The sequence below is a fragment of the Flintibacter sp. HCN-6482 genome, from assembly GCF_037892565.1.
Lineage (GTDB): Bacteria > Bacillota > Clostridia > Oscillospirales > Oscillospiraceae > Lawsonibacter > Lawsonibacter aceti.
The window spans coordinates 983,343-1,002,859 of the sequence record NZ_JBBKBK010000001.1 but is presented as its reverse complement, the minus strand read 5'-3'; the positions used below and the strand labels follow the sequence as shown (position 1 = coordinate 1,002,859).

General features: G+C 50.9%; 20 protein-coding genes, 5 tRNA genes and 1 rRNA gene. 12 read left to right on the top strand and 14 right to left on the bottom strand.

All coding sequences use genetic code 11. The annotated features are described in order from the left end of the window. The first annotated feature begins 120 nt into the window (after positions 1-120). The 6 genes from rrf to WKS99_RS04955 all read left to right on the top strand — a co-directional run bounded on the left by rrf (position 121) and on the right by WKS99_RS04955 (position 878). Positions 121-236, top strand: a 5S ribosomal RNA gene (gene rrf, locus WKS99_RS04980). 38 nt (positions 237-274) lie between these two features. Continuing rightward, positions 275-350: transfer RNA gene (locus tag WKS99_RS04975), tRNA-Asn, on the top strand. Positions 351-415: 65 nt separating this feature from the next. Next, positions 416-492 (top strand) — tRNA-Ile (locus WKS99_RS04970). A gap of 3 nt (positions 493-495) precedes the next feature. After that, positions 496-571, top strand: a tRNA-Trp gene (locus tag WKS99_RS04965). Between the two features lie 42 nt (positions 572-613). Continuing rightward, positions 614-690: transfer RNA gene (locus WKS99_RS04960), tRNA-Asp, on the top strand. Positions 691-802: 112 nt separating this feature from the next. Further along, a tRNA-Thr gene (locus WKS99_RS04955) sits at positions 803-878 on the top strand. A 160-nt stretch (positions 879-1,038) separates the two neighbouring features. Here WKS99_RS04955 and WKS99_RS04950 read toward each other — a convergent pair. The 8 genes from WKS99_RS04950 to WKS99_RS04915 all read right to left on the bottom strand — a co-directional run bounded on the left by WKS99_RS04950 (position 1,039) and on the right by WKS99_RS04915 (position 7,497). Next, positions 1,039-2,457, bottom strand: a complete 1,419-nt coding sequence (locus WKS99_RS04950; protein WP_340405428.1) for a tyrosine-type recombinase/integrase — start codon at positions 2,455-2,457, stop codon at positions 1,039-1,041. Next, positions 2,415-3,620 (bottom strand): tyrosine-type recombinase/integrase, encoded by a 1,206-nt coding sequence (locus WKS99_RS04945; protein ID WP_340405427.1) that lies wholly within the window; start codon positions 3,618-3,620, stop codon positions 2,415-2,417. Before WKS99_RS04945 ends, WKS99_RS04950 begins: the two co-directional genes overlap by 43 nt. Before the next feature lie 55 nt (positions 3,621-3,675). Further along, a complete protein-coding gene (locus WKS99_RS04940) occupies positions 3,676-3,882 on the bottom strand; it encodes a hypothetical protein (RefSeq protein ID WP_340405426.1) in 207 nt (68 codons plus the stop codon). Positions 3,883-4,018: 136 nt separating this feature from the next. Next, a complete protein-coding gene (gene mobP3 / locus WKS99_RS04935) occupies positions 4,019-5,983 on the bottom strand; it encodes a MobP3 family relaxase (RefSeq protein ID WP_340405425.1) in 1,965 nt (654 codons plus the stop codon). Then, on the bottom strand, positions 5,971-6,390 hold the full coding sequence (locus tag WKS99_RS04930; RefSeq protein ID WP_340405424.1) for a hypothetical protein: 420 nt from the start codon (positions 6,388-6,390) through the stop codon (positions 5,971-5,973). Before WKS99_RS04930 ends, mobP3 begins: the two co-directional genes overlap by 13 nt. A gap of 327 nt (positions 6,391-6,717) precedes the next feature. Continuing rightward, positions 6,718-7,173 carry a helix-turn-helix domain-containing protein gene (locus tag WKS99_RS04925; protein ID WP_340405423.1) on the bottom strand — a complete coding sequence of 152 codons (456 nt, stop codon included), beginning with the start codon at positions 7,171-7,173 and terminating at the stop codon, positions 6,718-6,720. Continuing rightward, complete coding sequence (locus tag WKS99_RS04920; protein ID WP_340405422.1) at positions 7,170-7,382, bottom strand: helix-turn-helix domain-containing protein; 213 nt, start codon at positions 7,380-7,382, stop codon at positions 7,170-7,172. Before WKS99_RS04920 ends, WKS99_RS04925 begins: the two co-directional genes overlap by 4 nt. Then, on the bottom strand, positions 7,375-7,497 hold the full coding sequence (locus WKS99_RS04915; protein WP_340405421.1) for a hypothetical protein: 123 nt from the start codon (positions 7,495-7,497) through the stop codon (positions 7,375-7,377). Before WKS99_RS04915 ends, WKS99_RS04920 begins: the two co-directional genes overlap by 8 nt. 264 nt (positions 7,498-7,761) lie before the next feature. Between WKS99_RS04915 and WKS99_RS04910 the strand changes: the two genes are divergently transcribed. From WKS99_RS04910 to WKS99_RS04885, 6 genes are all read left to right on the top strand, one after another. Beyond that, a complete protein-coding gene (locus WKS99_RS04910) occupies positions 7,762-8,973 on the top strand; it encodes a hypothetical protein (RefSeq protein ID WP_340405420.1) in 1,212 nt (403 codons plus the stop codon). Between the two features lie 323 nt (positions 8,974-9,296). Beyond that, a complete protein-coding gene (locus tag WKS99_RS04905; protein ID WP_340405419.1) occupies positions 9,297-9,464 on the top strand; it encodes a FibroRumin family radical SAM-modified Cys-rich RiPP in 168 nt (55 codons plus the stop codon). Between the two features lies 1 nt (position 9,465). After that, the gene (locus WKS99_RS04900; protein ID WP_340405418.1) at positions 9,466-9,618 is read left to right on the top strand and encodes a FibroRumin family radical SAM-modified Cys-rich RiPP; all 153 of its coding nucleotides are present in this window, start codon (positions 9,466-9,468) and stop codon (positions 9,616-9,618) included. Further along, positions 9,612-11,021, top strand: coding sequence for a FibroRumin system radical SAM peptide maturase (locus WKS99_RS04895; RefSeq protein WP_340405417.1), 1,410 nt, complete (start codon positions 9,612-9,614; stop codon positions 11,019-11,021). The genes WKS99_RS04900 and WKS99_RS04895 overlap by 7 nt, the downstream gene beginning before the upstream one ends. 144 nt (positions 11,022-11,165) lie before the next feature. Continuing rightward, positions 11,166-13,301, top strand: coding sequence for an ATP-binding cassette domain-containing protein (locus WKS99_RS04890; RefSeq protein WP_340405416.1), 2,136 nt, complete (start codon positions 11,166-11,168; stop codon positions 13,299-13,301). A gap of 406 nt (positions 13,302-13,707) precedes the next feature. Then, positions 13,708-15,312 (top strand): ATP-binding protein, encoded by a 1,605-nt coding sequence (locus WKS99_RS04885; RefSeq protein ID WP_340405415.1) that lies wholly within the window; start codon positions 13,708-13,710, stop codon positions 15,310-15,312. Positions 15,313-15,574: 262 nt separating this feature from the next. Here WKS99_RS04885 and WKS99_RS04880 read toward each other — a convergent pair whose 3' ends face one another. From WKS99_RS04880 to WKS99_RS04855, 6 genes are all read right to left on the bottom strand, one after another. Next, positions 15,575-16,852 (bottom strand): tyrosine-type recombinase/integrase, encoded by a 1,278-nt coding sequence (locus WKS99_RS04880; RefSeq protein WP_340405414.1) that lies wholly within the window; start codon positions 16,850-16,852, stop codon positions 15,575-15,577. 158 nt (positions 16,853-17,010) lie between these two features. Then, positions 17,011-17,274: a hypothetical protein gene (locus tag WKS99_RS04875; protein ID WP_186852425.1), complete on the bottom strand. Its 264-nt coding sequence runs from the start codon at positions 17,272-17,274 to the stop codon at positions 17,011-17,013. Positions 17,275-17,286: 12 nt separating this feature from the next. Next, entirely contained in the window at positions 17,287-17,871 is a 585-nt protein-coding gene (locus WKS99_RS04870) for a relaxase/mobilization nuclease domain-containing protein (protein WP_340405413.1), read from the bottom strand. Between the two features lie 318 nt (positions 17,872-18,189). Then, complete coding sequence (locus WKS99_RS04865; protein WP_186852423.1) at positions 18,190-18,555, bottom strand: helix-turn-helix domain-containing protein; 366 nt, start codon at positions 18,553-18,555, stop codon at positions 18,190-18,192. Continuing rightward, on the bottom strand, positions 18,552-18,761 hold the full coding sequence (locus WKS99_RS04860; protein WP_340405412.1) for a helix-turn-helix domain-containing protein: 210 nt from the start codon (positions 18,759-18,761) through the stop codon (positions 18,552-18,554). The genes WKS99_RS04865 and WKS99_RS04860 overlap by 4 nt, the downstream gene beginning before the upstream one ends. Next, the gene (locus WKS99_RS04855; protein WP_186852421.1) at positions 18,748-18,909 is read right to left on the bottom strand and encodes a hypothetical protein; all 162 of its coding nucleotides are present in this window, start codon (positions 18,907-18,909) and stop codon (positions 18,748-18,750) included. Before WKS99_RS04855 ends, WKS99_RS04860 begins: the two co-directional genes overlap by 14 nt. Positions 18,910-19,517: the final 608 nt, after the last annotated feature.

The following is a 19,517-nucleotide window of genomic DNA, read 5'->3' as shown; positions in this document are numbered from 1 at the left end:
TTTATAAAATGGTTCTTGACAATTGAGCAAAAACGGATATAATACTTACTGTTGGAAAGACGGTAAGGAGAGAAAAGGTAGTTTTTTCTTTGCTTACTTTCTTTCAAAGAGAAAGTAGTAGTTGGTGTTGATTAGGGCGAGGGTCCACCCGTTCCCATTCCGAACACGGAAGTTAAGCTCGCTTCTGCCGAAAATACTTGTCTGGAGACGGACCGGGAAGATAGGTAACGCCAACATAAAGGGTCCGGTCCATCCGGACCGGACCCTTTCACATTCCTCAATAGCTCAGTCGGTAGAGCATGCGGCTGTTAACCGCAGGGTCGTTGGTTCGAGTCCAACTTGGGGAGCCAGAAGCGGCTTGCCGCCAATATATGACGGCAAGCCGCTCTTTCCGAAATAATGTGAGAACGGTCATGGGCCTTTAGCTCAGTTGGTTAGAGCAGCCGGCTCATAACCGGCCGGTCCACGGTTCGAGCCCGTGAAGGCCCACCATATAGGGGTATAGCTCAGCAGGTAGAGCAGCGGTCTCCAAAACCGCGTGCCGAGGGTTCGATTCCTTCTGCCCCTGCCAAAAAAGAATATCAGATTTCATTCTGTTTCATATGTTTAAAATGGCTCGGTAGTTCAGTTGGTTAGAACGCCGGCCTGTCACGCCGGAGGTCGAGGGTTCAAGTCCCTTCCGAGTCGCCATTTTATAGATTTTCAACCATACGGTTGTTTAAATAGTCTCCCAGTTTTTTAATTATCTGTAAAAATTCTAAGCCATGTCCTGTTAGAATAGTTTCCGTTTGGGAACAGATTTGCTGCTATAGCTCAGTCGGTAGAGCGCATCCTTGGTAAGGATGAGGTCCCCAGTTCAAATCTGGGTAGCAGCTCCACAAAAACCGCTTTTTTCGGTCGAAAAGGGCGGTTTTACTTTGCTTTTCATGACTTTTGGGCTTGCTTGGAATTTTCAATCAGGGCTTTGACCACAGAACAAGCCACAGACAGAAAAAATCAGGGCTCCGGCGGTGCTATTCCGCCGGAGCCCTGTGCGTTTCAAACAGCCGTTGCCTGTGTTTTCATGGTAGCGAACTCCTGCTTCATCTCCCGGATGAGGGCGGCCAGCTTTTCCTCACACTCTTTCTCTGTTTTGGCATATACATTCCGGGCCATGCGCTTTCCGTTGATGGTGGGGGAGTAGCGGCCTTCCCAGAGGGTTTCGCTGATCTGGCTGACGCAGCCGGTGCCGGGCTTGCGGCGCTGACCCTTGTAGGGCTGGAAGGTGGAGGGGAGTGGGTTTCTTGGTGCTGTATCAACCTCTTGGGCGGCTTCACTTTTGACGATCCCACGGTCAATCTTGGCGGCGGCAGTCCTCTGCATCTCATCGGTCACATGGGCGTAGATGTTCAGCGTGGTGCTACTGGACACATGGCCGATGATGGTGGAAAGGGTCTTGACGTCCATGCCGTGCTCCAAAGATGTGGTGGCGAAGGTGTGGCGCAGATCGTGGAAGCGGAGTCGCTTGCAGTCAGCCCGGTTCAGCACGGTGGATAGCCGCTTCCGTACTGCCGCAGGGTCCATGGGGGAGTCCTCCTTGACTGGCGAGGGGAACATCCACCGGGAGGTTGAAGTGGCCCGGCAGGCTTTGAGTACACTCAGGACAGGAGGCGGGAGGAGCACCGTGCGTCTCCCCGCTTTGGTTTTGGGCGGAGATACCACCAGTTCCCCTCGCACCCGGTGGACCTGCCGCTCCACTTGGAGCGCCCCGGTTTTGAGATCCAGGTCATTCCATTGGAGGGCGCAGATCTCGCCCCGGCGCAGGCCGGTGGACAGCTCCAGCAGGAGCAGCTCGTAGCAGCCATCCTCTCTGGCCTGGATCAGTAACCGCTGGATCTCCTCCGGTGTCAGCACCTTCATTTCTCTGGGCCTGGCAGAGGGAAGCTTACATCCCTCCGAAGGATTGCGGAAGATCAGATTTTCTTCCACGGCCTTATCCAGCGCGGCGTGGAGGGTGGTGTGAATACCACGGACCGTCTGATCTGACAGACCTTCGCCATAGAGCTCGGTGCGAAGCAGCCGGTCATTTTTCTTGAGATTGGCGTAGAATTCCTGAATGTCTGCGGTGGTCAGCTTGTCCAGCTGGATTTGTCCCAGCGCAGGGGTGATGTGTTGGTAAATCCGCCGCTCATAAGACATCTGAGTATTGGGGCGGAGATTCGGTTTCTTGTACCCTTGATACCAGAGGTCCAGCCAGTCCACCAGCAGGATTCCGGGCTTAGGCTGGTCCGGCGCAGGCTCTTTCAGTGTATCCCGGAGCTGCGCCAGCTTTGCCGTACACTCCAGCTTGGTTTTGGCGAGGACGTTTTTGGTCACGGGCAGGCCCTTGTCATCGTAGCCTACCACATACCGGCCCTCCCAGCGTCCGTCTTTCCTCAGATGGAGACTGCCGTCGCCGCGGGTTCTGCGCTTTGCCATGGAGCCATCTCCTCTCCCAAGTAGTCCGTCAGGAAGCCGCCGACGATTTCAGCGGCCTTTTTGTGCATATCCGTGGTGGTGTGGGTGTAGGTGTCCACCGTGAAGCTGGCCTTTGTGTGGCCCAGGATTCCAGACAGGGTCTTGGCGTCCACTCCGTTGGCCAGTGCGTGAGTGGCGAAGGTGTGCCTGAAATCATGGAAGCGGAGGTCAGGCAGATCGTTCTCCGTGAGGATCTGTTTCAGTTGATGATAAGCGGCGCTGGGGTTCATAGGCGCTTCAGGCTTGAGCGGGTTAGGAAAGATCCAGACGGAGTAGGAAGATTTTTTGCGGTTTCGTAATCGTTCTGCGGTGCTGTCAGGAAGAATGATTTTTCTGGTTCCGGCGTAGGTCTTGGTGTCGCCTGTCACCAGACGCCCACCCTTCTCCTTGTGGAGAGTTCGGTTCACACGCAACGTTCCATTTCTGGCATCGAAGTCAGACCACATCAATCCGCAGATCTCGCCCAGCCGCAGGCCGGTGGTCAGTTCGGTGTAGAAGAAGTCCTTCCATACAGCGTCCTGCTCCACCGCTGACAGAAAGGTATCCAGCTGCTCCTCGTTCAGGATGGTCATGGATTTGTGGGCCACCTTGGGCGGCTCCACATGGTCAGCGGGATTGTGGGGCAGCAGCCGTTGGTCTACCGCGGATTTCAGCGCATGGTGCAGGGTGGTGTGGATGCCGTGGACGGTGGTGGTGGATAGCCTACGGCTCTGTCCTGGGCGGGGATGGACCCTGCCATGCTGTTTTAGAGTGTCGTAGAGCTTCCGTAGGTCTGCCGGTGTAACTTGTGTGAGCTTCTTTTGGCCCAGATAGGGTTTGACGTGGTGATCCATATCCCTGCGGTAGTGGTCCAGCGTGCTGGGCCGCAGGACGGATGCCATCTGCGCCAGCCATCGGTCCAGCCACTCTGAGAGGGTCATCCTGCACTCCTCCGTCAGATCCACACCTTGATAGGCGGTGATATTCTGCCGGAGTTTGGCGGTCAGTTCCTTTTGGGTGTCGGCGTAGATGTATCGGAAGATAGGATCGCCGTTTTCCTTGTGGCCGATAACGATGCGCCCCTCCCAGCGGCCATCCTCCCGTTTGCGTACCATGCCGTCACCGGATGGTCTTCGCTTGGCCATGTTTTTTCACCTCCGAGGTTTTTATCTTTGATTTGCGTAGCAGGGCTTGCGTGGGCTACCGGATGGGTGGGAACCTGTGTGGCTCCGCCACCCATTGGAACAGAACCGCGCCGCAGCGGCGGCAGATCAGGCAGCGCATCCGATTGCCCAGGATACCGTGTTTCTTGAAGGTGACGATCCCCTCGCCGTGTTGCCAGCCCATTCCCAAATCTTCACTGCCGCAGTAGCGGCACTGGCGGATGGGCAGTTGGTTTGTGTTCATGTGTATCCCTCCTTGTCAGCAACACAGTACCACAGAAACAGAAAATAGCCACAGCAAATGCGCAGAGTTATCAAAGATTTATCATTTGGCGGTCTTGGAGGATGGTATCAAAATGTGATACCATCCTCCGGCCCTATCAATACCCTGTCATGCCGCCCATGCCGCTCTGCGTCAGTTCAGGATCTTCATGGTCATCTGCTTTATGCCCCATGGCGGTCTTCTTCTCTTTGATCCTCTGCCGGAGCTTGCTGTCCACCTGCAGCCCTGTTCCGGACTGAGGCAGAGATTGTTCCTGAAAGATCCTGCCCATGTGGTGGAGCAGACGGGTGACAGCCAGGAACACATGGGGCGGCTTGCCGCTGTCCTGGTGTTGGAGAAGGGCTTCCGCGTAGACGTTGCCTTGTTCCGCCGCCTGATTCAGCCAGTATGCACCCTGCTCTTTGCTGTACTCCACGCCCTGGCCCATGAGATACAGCTTTCCCAGCATGTACTGTGCGTACTGGTTGCCAGCCTGTGCTCCGCGCTCAAACCACTTTGCCGCTGTGGTGAAGTTTCGCCCGATATTTTTCCCTCTGTAATATTCCTTGCCCAGCCGGTAGGCGGCGAAGTGGTTTCCGCTTTCAGCGGCCCGCTTCAGCCAACGGATACCATCCTCCACATCATGCACCTCGGGATCATCAGAGAGCAGAAGTTTGCCCAGGGCGTACTGCGCATAGGTGTGTCCCTGCTCCGCCGACTTTTGAAACCAGTACCGGGCGTTCACCCAGTCCGGGGTCAGTAGCGGACCGTCCCGCCACAGCTTTCCCATGAGGTACTGTGCGTGCTTATCACCGCTTTTCGCCAGCTGGTTCATTTCATCGACAGCGTCGCCGCGCTCCTCCATGGTCAGGCTATCATCCCGGATCACATCCAGCAGGCTTTCGTAGTCATAGGAAGCGTTTTGGAATTCCTCCGGCTCGCTCTCCTGCTCCACACCCTTGTCCTCAAAGAACAATTTGCACTGTCGGATGTTTTCCGCCTCTTTTATGACTGCATTCTTGATCTGGCGGAATTCTTTCTGCTGTGACAGCGGAACGCGCTTTCGCTCTCTGTCGTGATAGTACCCATCCACCTTGCCCTGAAGGACCATCCACTGGTCGTAGCAGTCGCGGACACTGGGGAGCCGCTCCATCTCATCCACAATCCGATCCACCAATTTCTTTTGCGGCCTTGGGAGATACCCATAGGACTTCTTGCCCTTGACCGTTTCCAGCTGCATCGCCAGCTCCAGCATAAGACGCTCCACTTCTGGGTGGTCGCAGATTCCCTCTTTCATCACCTGTACCAACTCCAGCATGGCTTTCCGGGCCTCGTGTACCAGCTCGTCGCGGGATGCAGACTTCTGCTCATAGAGGTGCAGCAGTTCCTGCTTGAAAATATCGTTGGTGAGTTCGGACTTGATCTGCCGGATCCCCTCTTTGGACAAGTACGCCTGCCCCGGCTTTGCCGACCACGCCATCATGTGGACATGGGGGTGTTCCCCTTCATCGTGGAAGGCAGCGTACCAACGGAAGTCGTTGGGCGGGATGTTCATCGCCGCGGCGATGTCGTTGCGGTGAGCCCGGAGGAGATCCCGCCACACCTCGGCGTTGTCGTAACCCAGCCGCACTGCATCCTCCCGTTTCAGGGAGATGATGTGGGTCCAAACATTTCCGGTGTACTGTTCCAGCTCAGACATGGCGCTCTCCAAGTCCACACCATCTTCGTCACCGAACAGGCCGTGGCTCCCCAGCCGCTCTGCGCGGGGACGGGTGGCGATGTACCCAGCGTAGCCCTCCATATTGGAGAGCTTGTCCCAGTTAGACTCCAGCGCCAGCGTGATGAACGCAGAGGCATTGAACTTGGTGGGCCTTGTAGCATAGTCCTCATACTCATAGAGGGTTTTGCTGTCAGGAAAATCTTTCGTAAGTTTGTTGATGAGCTGCTCCTGCTTGCGAGTGGGCGGACGGTCATCCGGGAGCAATTCCACCCACTCCCGCGTGGCGATGTAGCGCAGATAGCCGCTGAGGGAGGTATTTCCGCCGCACTTGTAGTAGGGACTCTTGACGATCAGTCTTGCCACTCATCTCCCTCCTCCCAGGCTTCCCGCACCCGTTGATCCAGGGAGATGCGGCCATTGGTCCGCTTCACATTCTTCACGCTTTCCGCACGGCGTCGCTTAAGATCCTCCTCGCTGAACTGATATGTGTCGGCCAGGATACCGGCTACCATGTCCTGCTCCACCGCCTGCTTGTACAGCAGAGAGGACATCCGGTCTTCCATCTGTCCCAGTCGGCCATCCACATAGGACTTGAGCGCGGTGGGGAGGAACAGTCCGGCGTCGTTGACGCTGAGGTAGTCCAGATAGAAGTCGACGGCCCGCTCGATGAAGGCGGTGAGGCTGCGGCTCCCATCCTCCCGGTAGCGGCGTTCCAGCACCGCTTTTTTCTCCGGCGTCAGGTACAGGGCAAACTTCTCTTTCTTGCTCAAAATAGGCTCCTTTCCGGGGCTTGACCCCTGATTTTTTGTTGCAGCAGGGGACTTACGGGGAAGATGACCGCACAGGGATCGGTTCTCCTCTGGTTTTGACCCCACTTCACAGCCCCGCAGAACCCCTCGCAAACTGCCCGCCCTGCGGGCAGAAGTGCTTCCTGCAGGGGCCGCCTGCGACCCCTGCCTTTATCCTGCTTTCTCTTTCGTCCTCCGCAGAGCCCTCAAAAGCGGCCCGAATTCTCGTTGAAAGCTCTGGTGGGGCTGGGACTCCACCCAGCCCCGAAGAGGCGCACACAGCGGCACACGGTGGCAAGTACGGGGCGGTCATGCGTCCTCCCCATTCCCGGTCGGAACGAACTGGACGCCCAGAGTTTCAGCCTTTGCTTTCGCTTTTTGCTGCACGGTTGCGAGGTCTGTTTTTGCGAACTGCCGGTCGTAGTACGCCTGCGTGACTTCGTGTATGGGGATGAGGGTGTAGAGCAGGTTGCCGTTTTTCTTGATACTTCTCTTCGTGATGATCTCCGTGTTCTCCGTGACGATGAGACCACGCTCCTCCAGCAGACGGACATAGCTTGCGGCGGTGTTCCGGCAGTAGTGCAGCTTCTTGGCCATGGTCGCTGTGCTGGGATGACACTGACCGGTCCTGCGGTCTGCGTGACGCAGCAGGTAGATGTAGACCGCGATGGCTCCACCGGGCAGATCGAACTCGAGGAGCTCGTTGGGGACAGGGAAACAGTTTTTCACGTGTTCCCAACCCACAGGAGGTTTCGTTCTTCTCATGTGCGCTCACCACCCTTCGTGTGTTCCTCCACCCACTGGATGAACTTTTCCTTCGGGATCACCATGCGGCTGCCGATGCGCAGAGTGGGAAAATCTTTTTCGTGCATGAGTTCATATGCGCTGGATGGAGCGATGCCCAGAGTCTTTGCCACCTCGTCGGCGCAAGCTCCACATCCTTCGTTTCCGCCCAGGGGCGAAAACTCACTCATTCCGCTGCGCCTCCTCTTCCCACCGAACCCGCTTCGCTGGGCTTCGGTGGGAACCCTGTTTGACGTTAAGAAACAGCGGCAGTTCGTCGTAGCTCTTGTAGACAGATGATTTCATGTTCCATTCTCCTTTCAGATTTTGTGTTTGATTGGCCGCACACCGTACACCTTCCTACCCCAGACTTTCTGCGGCGTTGTCCCGTGTTGGCATGCTTCCCTTTGTGGATCATGGCGATGCTTCCCTCGCGGTGTATGCACTCCGGCTGCGGGTATTCAGTTGTCGAGGTGCAGTAAAACTTTACGCTTTCGCTGTTTTCGTCTTTATGATAGAATTATTTCAGAGAGGTTACCATCAGGAAGTGATCTTTGGGGAGGTATTGGCATGGCTTCGGAACTGTACTTGATGGAGATGAGCGGCGGTCGGTTTTCCATCCTGCTTTGTGATGACAGAACGGAAACGCAGATGCCCGCCATGACTCCCGCGGAGACCTTGATTACGTTCTCTGAACTGGACTATACCGACTACCGCAGAGTGGTGCGTTGGTTGCGGGACGAGCATCCTCTGTTCGAGGAGCGGATTGACATTCCCGTGAGCGACTATGAGGACTTCGTTAGCGAGGCGATTCTGCTGACACCTGACCTGTGTGAGATCGATCCTGTGAGTGGGTTCGTTGTAACAGACATTCTGCATCGTACCTTGCAGACAGAGGATGACGGCACGGCCATGTTCCTGCTGACCTCCGGACAGGAGATCCTGCGGGTGATGGAGGAGCCCTTGCGTGTGCAGACCTACCTTCGGAATATTATGGAGGTCGCTTTCGACGGAACAGCCGGATCAACGCCGGCGGAGCAGTACGAAAAGCTGCGGGAGACTTACGCTGGCATTGCACGGATCTGCCATCCAGCGAAACTGCTGCAGTCGGAAGAGCCCCGGTCGATCCGGCTCCGGAGTCTGCTGGAGCTGCGGCTATTGGTGCTGGCGCTCTACTTTGAACAGGACAGTCAGAGAATCTGCCGGTGTGACTGCTACTGGGGCTACTTCATCCCGAAAACGAAAAAGGTCACCCGGTACTGTGACCGGGTGACTGATGGGCAGAGCTGTAAACAGCGCGGTGCGAATCTGGCAAGGCTGGATAAAACTTCGGAGGATGAAGCACTCCTGGTTTATAAAAGACTGCGGGACAGAATGTACTCCCGCTTGCTCCGCTGGCAGAACGCGGCACCTTCTGAGCGGTCCAACCTGTTACCGATGGACTACGGGCAATACGACCAGTGGAGCGAGAACGCGCGGCTGGCACGGGAGGAGTATGTGCTGGGGAAATTGACCGCAGAGGAATTTCTGCGGAAAATCGATACCACCCATGAGCTGCCAAGCTACGAAGTGGACAAGATCGATCTGCCCGATGAGCCGAGCTTGTGGCAGCGGCTTGTTGAGAGGGATTTCAGATTTGACCCGGAGAGACATTTTCCGGAAGAAAAGGCACACCTTGATCTGAGCTATCCTGGTGCTCAGTGGCATATCCTGACCGCCGATGATCAGCGGCGGGAAGCGCAGAAGGGACACCAGAGCCTGAAAGAGAAATACGGGAAATGAAAAGCACTCGGGGCCTGTTGAGATAACCGCCCTGAGTGTTTCTATTGACTTCAGCAGCGCAAATATAGGTTCAGCTAACGATGTAAAAAGAATTTATACCGGATATAGAGAGAAACCTGAAAAAGCTTGATATTGCAGGTTTTTCTTGTCATATGCGTTTTTGACGTTCTCTACACGGTTTCTATATGTTGATAAAATGAGAAATTAAACCACAATATATAGTATATTTGCGGTTTCGTATAAAATGTATTTCCTGTATATTGACAATTGAAAAAAAGAAGCGTATCATAAAGACACTAAAAATAGATTAAGGAGGCATTTAAATGATTAAAATTGGTTCTGGCGCATATGAGGCTCTGTTGGGCAACATCGGCAAGGAGGCCCTTTCGTACGCTGCCTCTTGCATTGGTCAGTGCACTGGCTGTATGTGTAATTGTCGGTGTTCTTGCTCCGGTGGATATGTTTCTGATTTTGAATGGGAGGTAATCTAAGATGAGTGCAAATAATGCTCAGTACATGCAGCTTTTCGGTATGATTTGTAATGAGGCTGTCGTAATGGCTCGTTGCGCTTGCGTAGCCTGCAATTCCTGCACTTGCGCATGCTCCTGCCGTATGGCTCCCGAGATGGAGGAAATCGAATGGTAAATATGTCTCGGTTTACTCATTCCTATGATTTGGGAGAAGCGGTTGCTCTCTACCATTCATTGCGAATGAAACCGGTGTATTTATCTAAAGATGCATTTAGGAGCTTGCAGGCTTGGCTTGCAAGCTCTTTTTGTGATAAGATAGAAAATGCTCCGGGTGAAATCCTCGTTGAAGTTCAAGAATTAGTAAAATTTAAGATTCTCACCCAAACCGAGGACGAGGACGAGAAAGTATTAGCCTTCGTAAGGTCCAAGATCCCTGCTCCTGCAGTTAATGTTTGCTACATGATTATGAGCGAGCAGTGCAATTTGGCCTGTAAATATTGCTTTCTCGGAAATAATGACTGCGAGAAACGTAGTAATTTCCTGTTGGAGAATATGTCGACCGAAACCGCGGACAAGGCTATTGATTTTTTCATTCGTCAAATCAAAGCATCCGGCATGGATCATGCAGACAATAAGCCTGTTCTGATTTTCTATGGTGGAGAGCCGATGGTAAACTTCAGAGTTCTTGAACATACGGCGGCGAGAGTTAATGAGCTTCGGAAAGAAGAACCGTGTATTCGCAATATTGAAATGTCTATGGTGACAAACGGACTTCTTTTAGACGAGTCCAAAGTAAGGCGGCTTCACGAACTGGGTGTTGCGATTGCTATATCTATTGATGGTTTTACAGAAGAAGCAAATAGTATGCGTGTAGATATTGCGGGAAAGCCAGTTTTCTCTCGGATCTTGGACAAACTCAATATGTGCAAGGCTGTGGGTGTTGATGTTTCTCTCTCTGTCACTTTGAGCGAAGAAACTATAAAGAATACGAAGGATATTTTGAACCTTGTTGATACCTACGGTGTAAAAGCATTCGGTTTTAATATTATGATGTCCAGCGACACCTTTGTGCTCCCTCAAAGCTACAATGAAGCTGCGGCGCAATTTATTATTGATGAATTCATTGAACTGCGAGAAAGAGGGATATACGAAGATCGAATGATGCGCAAATTAAAGTCTTTTTCTAAGGCTCAAGTGTATTTTTCTGATTGCGCTGCGACAACTGGCGGGCAGATCGTAATTGCGCCTAATGGTCAAGTCGGAATTTGCCATGGATGCCTCCACAACAAACAATATTTTGTTGCTCATATTGACGATGATGATTTTGTTGCTGCAGAGGACAAAAACTTTATTGAATGGGCGCAATTATCTCCTGTTAATCACGAAGAATGTATGGATTGCCCGGCTTTGGGCATTTGCGGCGGAGGATGCCCTGTTAATGCAATGCACCTAAAACCTGGGAATACAATTCATTCCATTGATGAAAGATTTTGCGTACACTCTAAGAAAACATTGGAGTTCTTTATAAGAGATTTGTATCGCATTATAACTCAAGAAGAATCCGCACAGCCAAATTAAATACATTTGTCGGCGAAAGCCGGTTGCGTAGTGGCTGGCATAGATATGTGTCAGCCACTGCTTGCTTAAAGCAGTAAATTCATATACAATCTATTCACTTGATTATACAACATGAAATAAGAAAACGCAGAAAAGAGGTTGAGCATGGACGGGTCAATTAAAATTTGGGGAATCGAAACCAACAACCTTAAGAACATCGATGTTCAGATTGAACGAAATGCTATCAACCTGATTATTGGCCCTTCTGGTAGTGGCAAGTCGTCATTGGCATACGACACAATTGCCCAAATTGGCCAGCATGAGTTTATGTCGATGTTTGCTGACAATGTTTCTGATCCAACTTACCGAGTAAAAGCCTATGAGAACATGTTGGCCGCCGTTCCCATTAAACAATCAAATCATAATAATAATATAAGATCGACCATAGGCACTTACTTTGGAATAAATAGGAGCATTATTCTGATTTATGCGGCTGTTTTAGGACTCGATGAAGAATTCTTCGTGCTGAATAAGGAGGAAAATCTTTGCGAAGAATGTCATGGCTTGGGTTATATTAAAGTGTTAGACCAAAACAGAATAGTTGATTACGATATTCCGTTGGCTAAAAATCCATTCCGATGCTGGAACAGATACAAGGATTTTTATCAACAGATAATCCAACAATTCTGTACTGATAACAGCATTGATGCCAATAAGAATTTTCGACAACTTACAAATCGGGAAAAGCGTTTAATTCTTTATGGTGAAAGCGAGAAGAAGTATTCTGTTCGCTACAAGAAGAGCACTGGTTTTTCTCGTAGGACTACCCGATATTATGGAGTGATGACCGGAAAACCCATGCAGGTAAACTATGCCCCTGCTGGGCAGTTTTATAAGGACGAAATTTGCAAGTGTTGCCAAGGAAAGAAGTATTCTTTGCAACACGAAAAATGGATGATAAATGGACTTTCTATTGGCGATTTTATGTCCATGCCATTCGAGAAGCTTTTGCCCCATATTGAACAGATGATTGCAGAGAATACAGATACAAATCTGCAATTTGCAATCAAAAGTATTCATAAATTTGTGTGTAAAGCGATTGAACTGAATTTAGGATATTTATTCTTCCATCGCTCTATCCCTACTCTTTCGGGCGGCGAATTACAACGGTTGAGGATGGTTCAGGTATTAAGCACGCAATTGTCAAATCTGCTTTTGGTTTTAGATGAACCGTTGGCAGGACTTTCTGGCAAGGAAAAATCAGCTGTGTTTCAGGCGATAATAGATTTGGCGAAAACACACACCATCATTATTGTCGATCACAGCGATGCTTTTGTGAGCAGATCTAAACAGATTATTGCTTTGGGTGAAAAAGGAGGAGCCAATGGTGGTTTCCTCATTGATGTAGAGAAGTATTTAGCAGAGCAGAGGGTCAGAAATAAAATTGAGACCGTCCCCCCACAGAAGATGCATCATGTCATTATAGATAATTTGGTCTATTCCTATAGTGGCGTAAACCTTACAATTGGGGAAAATAGAATGAACTTGATTACAGGTCGTTCTGGCGTAGGAAAATCAACTTTATTGCGGGAATACCTCCCTCAATACTATGAAGACTATCTCTATATTAACCAAAAGCCTTTACTTGGAAATAAAAACTCATCTGTGGCTACTGCGTTAGATATTTCTACTCGTATTAGCAATTTGTTTGCTAATAAACACAAAAAAGATAGGCGCTTTTTTTCTAACCAAACTGGGTGTGAAGGTGCGTGTGAGGTTTGTGCAGGAGCGGGATATGTGGAGTACGGCAGTGGATATGACTCGAAAATTCAGTTGATCTGTAAAGATTGTGGCGGCACAGGTTTTAACAAGAGACTCAATAAATATAAGCTATACGACAAAAGCCTTTTTGATATTTGGAACATGACTATCGACGAGGCAATTCTCTACTTTAGCGAAGCGGATATAAAGATTATGAATTCCTTGGGGGAGGCGGCCTCTCTTCTATTAGGGCATTTGAAAATTGGGCAACCAATATCCACATTGTCCGGTGGAGAAAATGTCCGAGTTAAGCTTTTGAAGGCGATGAAGTCTACTGCTAAGGTGTTCGGAATAGATGAGCCGTTTAAAGGGCTGAGTAATACGGAAATTTATAGTGTTGTTCAATACTTGGATAGGCTCAGGAAGAATGGCGGAACAATAATTGTTGTTGATCATTCAGATATGATTGAGCAATATTTTTCCAAGCATATAGAGTTAACTTCTGATAACGGTGTTCTAAAGGATATAAATCAACCATAATGGAAAATTTAATTGTTTTCTAAATGATGCCACAGAAGGAAGGGCATATGGTTGCTCCAGAAGACGATGGTGGCTGTTTTCATATGGGACAGATTTACCACATTAACAAAGGCGACGGGATGTATTTGAGGAAGCTGTCAAGAAATACTTGACAGTTCAAACCGAGGAGACACAGCAGATCGCTACAGCGCTGACTTTTATTGTCTACAGCGGCGCAAAATATGATCGCGAGTTTGCGCGGCTACTTACTCCATTTTTACAGTGGAACGCTATGCCTTGTTAAAAGTGCGATTGTGTAAAGCTGAACTAACAAGGTGCGCACATTTTAGGGAATATGATCCCTTTGGATAGGCAAAAGTGTTTTTCGCTATGAATGGTAAGCGGAAAATGAGGAGGGAAAATTCAAATGCTCTTGACAGTTGAGGAATTGCTGGAAGCTAAAGAAGGCGAAAACATTCAATTTAAGGAGGCGAAGAACCGCTTCGATATGAATGAAGCGGCTCGCTGTTGTTGCGCATTGGCAAATTGCGGTGGTGGTAAACTTGTATTTGGAATCACAGATCAACGTCCGCGCCATGTCGTAGGTAGCAAAGCATTTGAACAGCCCGAGCGTACCCGCAAAGGTCTGATGGATAAGTTGAAAATAATGGTAGATTTTCAGCTATATGACTACGACGGAAAGCGTGTGTTGGTTTTTGATGTAGCGGGGCGTCCGCTTGGTCTGCCTGTGCAGGTAGATGGGGTGGCATGGTGGTATGAAGGCGATAGCCTAATTCCACTGCCGGAAGGAATGCGTCGAAAAATATATGAAGAAACTGGATTTGATTTTTCAGGCAGCATCTGCCCAAATGCAAAATTATCTGATTTGGACGAAACGGCTATCGAAGAGTTTAGAAACAGATGGATAGAGAAAAGTGGGAATAATCGCCTTAAGAGTTTGTCTGCAGAACAGTTGTTGCGCGACTGTGAGGCTGTGACCGACGAGGGGGTAACATATGCTGCACTTGTTTTGTTTGGTAAAAAGGAAGCCCTTGGAAAATATTTGCCGCAAGCAGAGATTATATTTGAGTACAGATCTTCTGAAGTGTCGGGACCCGCAAGCCAGAGAGAAGAATTTCGTGTAGGATTTTTTGCCTGCTATCATCGCGTTTGGGAATTAATCAATTTGCGGAATGACAAACAGCATTATCAAGATGGCCTGTTTATTTATGACATTTCAACTTTTAACGAGCGAGTTGTAAGAGAAGCGGTATTGAACGCAGCCAGTCACAGAAATTATCAACTGGGTGGTAGCGTATTTGTCCGGCAGTATCGTGACAGGCTTGTCATAGAAAGCCCGGGCGGTTTTCCTAACGGCATTTCACTGGACAATATTCTGGATCGACAGGTGCCGCGCAACCGTCGTATTGCGGAGATACTGTCCCTTTGCGGGTTGGTGGAACGTTCTGGCCAAGGGATGAACCTGATTTATGAGCTGAGCATCAAGGAAGCAAAACAACTCCCAGATTTCTCAGGTACAGATGCTGATTTTGTGAGCATAACACTGCATGGCTTGATTATTGATACGAAAATGCTTTCGCTCATTAATCAAATTGGAAACGAGCGGTTGGAAACCCTTTCAACAGCGGATTTTCTGGTTATAAATACGCTTTACCATGGATTGGATTTAACTGCAAACCTTAAGCCGCACCTTAAACATCTTATGGATATAGGGATTGTGGAACATATTGGTCGAAACAAATATGTTCTTGCACGTAGCCTGTACACTGCGGCAGGTAAATCTGGTATCCATACGAGAATCGTTGGGCTGGATCGGGAAACAAATAAGGAGTTGCTTTTAAAGCACATTCGAGAAAATGGGGCGAAAGGAGCACCCTTCAAAGAGCTGCAGCAGGTACTTCCGGGGCACAATCGAGGACAGATTCAGGTGCTTATGAGAGAACTTCGTGAAGAAGGGCATATTTATTGCGAAGGGAACACAAGCGCAGCCAGGTGGTTTGCGAAAAAATAGCATTGTCTATCTTTACTAAACTTGCAACCAACTTGAGACTAAGTTGCAATAAACTTGCAACTTACGTAAATGCGGTATTAAGCTTCTCTGATGAAAGTGCGGTTTGACCACATAACCAGCCACAGACGGCGGTGGAATGTATGGAGGCGGCACGCTCAAAGAGCAACAGAAAGTGTATTGATTTGAGAGGAAAAGACTAAAAACAAGCGGAAAAGATTAGAAAAAATGTCAAACCGGCGTTGGTAAGGATGAGGTCCCCAGTTCAAATCTGGGTAGCAGCTCCAGAAGCCCTCAAAAACTTCGGTTTTTGAGGACTTTTTGTTGCGAATTTTGATTTTTCAGTGTGGGTCAAAATGCGGGTCAAACAACTGACCCACATTTTGACCCACACGCAGAAAGGGTTAAAGAGTGCCGGACGGGAAGTTTGCGCTTCCTGCCCAGCATTTTCTCTCTGTCCTACATAACCTGTGCCATGAAGCTTCCCAACGTTTGAGCGGCCTCGTCCTGTTCTGCCTTGTAGCGTGGGTATAGGTGTGGAGGGGGTGAACCCGGTATCGTAGTGCCCCAGCATGGAGGACACCGTTTTTTCATCTGCACCGTTCTGGAGGGCTGTGGTTGCGAAGGTGTGCCGGAGATCATGGAACCTGAAATGCTCCAGTCCGGCGTCCTTCAGGATCTTCTTGTGAAGGTTTACCACACTGCCCGGGCAGTATATCTCTCCGGTCAGGGGAAAGGGGAGCAGGTAGGGGTTGTCCGGGTGTTTGTCGTGCTCCTGGATCAGCAGTTCCACCGCCGTCTGTGGGATAGACACCAGACGGACCGAATTCTCCGTCTTGGGCCTGGTGAGTTCCAGACTTCCGTCAGGGTTTCGGATGTACTGCCTGCTCACTGAGATAGTTTTGCTCGGGATATCCAGATTGTCCCGCCGCTGTGCGGCTTCCAGATAGGCCCCTATCTGCTCTGGGGAGAGAACTTTCATATCCAGCTTCCGGGGCTTTGGGACGATGCAGTCGTTGCAGGGGTTTCGAGGAATGAGCCGCTCTTTCACCGCCCGGTCCAGGGTGGTGTGGAGCATCAGGCGGACGCTACGGACAGTGGTGGTGCTGAATCCTTTGCTCTGGTTCTTTCCGATGTGGATTCTGCCGTTTTCTAATAACTCCTTGTAAAGCTTTTGCAGGTGCCGGGTGGTCAGCTTTTTCAATTTGATATTCCCGATGCGGGGGACAGTGTAGGTGTCTATGATGAGCTGGTAGCGGTTTGCGGTGGCGGTGCGGACGTTGGGGTTGGCATAGAGCTCGTACCACATTTTAAGCCAGTTGCCCACCGTGTGCTCATCGGTTTCTTTGCTGACATCTAACCCCTGACACTCCGCCATAGCTGTTTTCAGTTTTTCCCGGACCTCTGCCTGGGTCTTGCCCAACACATTTTTGTTGACCCACTTTCCGGCCTTGGGATCGTACCCGGCGGTGTACCGCCCCTCCCAGCGACCGTCCTTACGCTTGCGGATATTTCCCTCGCCGTTGGTACGTTTCTTCGGCATATCGATTGCCTCCCATCAGCAACACAACATACTGCAGCCGCTGTAAAATAGCCACGATGTTGGGCCGGAGTTATCAAAGATTTTACAATTTTCTTTGTGGCAAAAAGTTTTATCTTTGTTTTGCGGCGCAATCCTTGAGAGGCTGCTGCGTCCTCCAGTCACTGCATGGTCTGCTGTTGGTCGGTGTCGTAGCTCAGCTTCTGCCCCAAGGCCAGCTTCTTCAACGCTTCCCGGCGGCGAAGCTTGCTGTCTGTCCAGACCGGCGGTGTGGGAAGCTGCGGGAGGTCTGCATCTCTCTCCAGCGCTCTGCCCAACTGCACCAGCCCGGCGGCCAGTTCCCCCATCCACTCCTCGTCCGGCTCCAGAGTGCCGGGGCAGAAGACTGTGGTCTGGCGGTAGGCGAACAGCTTCCAAGTTGGCACCCATCTGACTTCTTACCCCTCGTACTCCATGTTCTCGATAAAACTTTCCCGGTCGTCTGCGTACTCCAGCGCACCATTGATCGCCTGGATTAGATTCAGCTTCCAACTGTCACCACGGAGCCCCGCCTGATACTCCCCTGGCCGCATCTGCCGTTTCCGGGTGTGCTTCTTCGGCGGCTCCAGCACGCTCAGCCCGTGGGCCATACAGATTTCATTATTTACCTGCCGGTGCCGCTGAAGGCCGGCGGCATTTTGGTAGAGCTTTCTGCCATCTGCACAGCTCACGCTGTTGACTAACAGATGGTTTTGCAGGTGGTTGGTGTCCATGTGGGTGGCCACCAGGACCTCATAGTCCGGGAACTGCTTCTGTGCGAACTCGACTCCGATGGCGTTGACCTCCTGGGGCGTTAGATCATCCTCAGCAGAGAAGGACTGGGCCACGCAGTTGTGTCCGGTGACCATCCATCGGTCACCCAGCAGGGTTTTCTTGCCCTGGACCACATACTTCATCACGCCTGCCATCGTTCCCGCTGTTTGTTTCTTGTTCCGCACCGCTGTGACAGACACCATCACCGCCCCCCTGGCAATTTCGGTCATCCCGGCCTGTTTGGCCCGATGTTGGATCTCTGCCTTTATTTGTGGAGTCATCCTTGCGGTAATAATGGATGTTTTTTCTTCTGCATTTCGCTCCTTTCTCCCCCCTTTAGGGGGCAGGGGGTGCCGGGGCTCTGCCCCGGCGAGTGCGACCGGCGTATAGCCGGACGCTATGCTTGCCCCACCCGAAGGTGGGCATTGTCCTCCGACCCCCCCTGTGATTCTCGTTACAAGCTGCGCTATAAGGCGTTTTTTAGGCATCGTATTGAGGGGTGAGGTTATATCCTCGTCCCCCAGCCCTGACAAGCCGCACACAGCGGCTCACCCCTGTATCGCCGCAACTCTCTGACGCACTGCGGCTATCTCCGGCTCCTCCATCTGGCGGTCATAGTGGGCTGTGATCCACTCCTGAACGGGCCAGAGAGTGTAGCGCAGATTTCCGTTTCGTTTCTTCCTGGTTGCTGTTACCACTTCGGTTGGCTCGATGGAGAGCGGTCCTCGTTCTTCCAGCCGCAGTGTGTACTTGCGCACTGTGTTCTCACTCATGCCACTGTGCCAGCACTGGTGCGTCCCTCGGTCTTCGCACCGGCGCAGGTAACTGTACACCGCCAGCTTACCGGGGCTCAGGCCCAGGAGGAATATCTCATTGGGCAGAGAGAAAAAATTTCCGTGGTCGTTGTATCTCATGTTCCACCGCCTGTGTGTTCTTTCACCCACTGGATGAACTGTTCCTTGGGCACCACGATACGGCTGCCGATTCGCAGAGCGGAAAAATCCTTTTCGTGCAGGAGATTGTAGGAGGACGATGGTGCGATGCCCAGGACCTTTGACACGGTTTCCGCATTGAGAAACAGAGGCAGGTCCTCGTAGGACTTATACTTAGATACTTTCATCCTGTTCCTCCTCTGTGTTCTCGGGATAGAGCATATCCAGAAACTCATCCATGTCTCTGACCACGCTGGCTTTCTTCATCTGCTGATACCGCAGCAGATCACAGCAGGTACGGAAGTTCACCTCCATGCACTGAAGCATCTGATCCATGATCGATACACTCCTTTTTATGGTTTTGCTGGGGTACTCTGGCTGCGGCCATTCAACCACAACCAGATTTTCAGAGATTGAGAATTTACCCTCTACTGATAAGGACGCTTGCAGCGGATTTGTAAACAAGAAAAATAAAAAAAGTTGAGGGGCCCTGTCATCTGACAGAACTCCTCAACTTTTCGTGGAGTATTTTCAGCCGCTTTTGAGATACCGTAGACCTTGCCGATCTCCCCCATGATCAGTTTCCTGCCATATCGAAGGTCGATGAGTTCGCAGCTTTGTTCTCCCAGATCCTTGACGGCTTTCCGCAGATTTTCAAGCCGGAGGTTCTAGAGCGCTTCATCTTCTACGGGATGCCTGACACATTCCGAACAGAACAGCACCGTTTCAAACTCACTTCTACTCAGATGCCTGTCGTCCTGCTTATCCTGTGCCTGCTGCCGTTTTCAATCCTGCTCCAGGAAGTGTGCGACCTCCTTTGGCACTGATACTGGCTCCCCATTGTAGATCACAAAGACTGTGTCGTTCATTCGTGTTCTTTCCGCTCTCAACGGAAAAGTACACATCCGCACTGCCGGCACAGCGCCAAATACTGAAGACCTTCA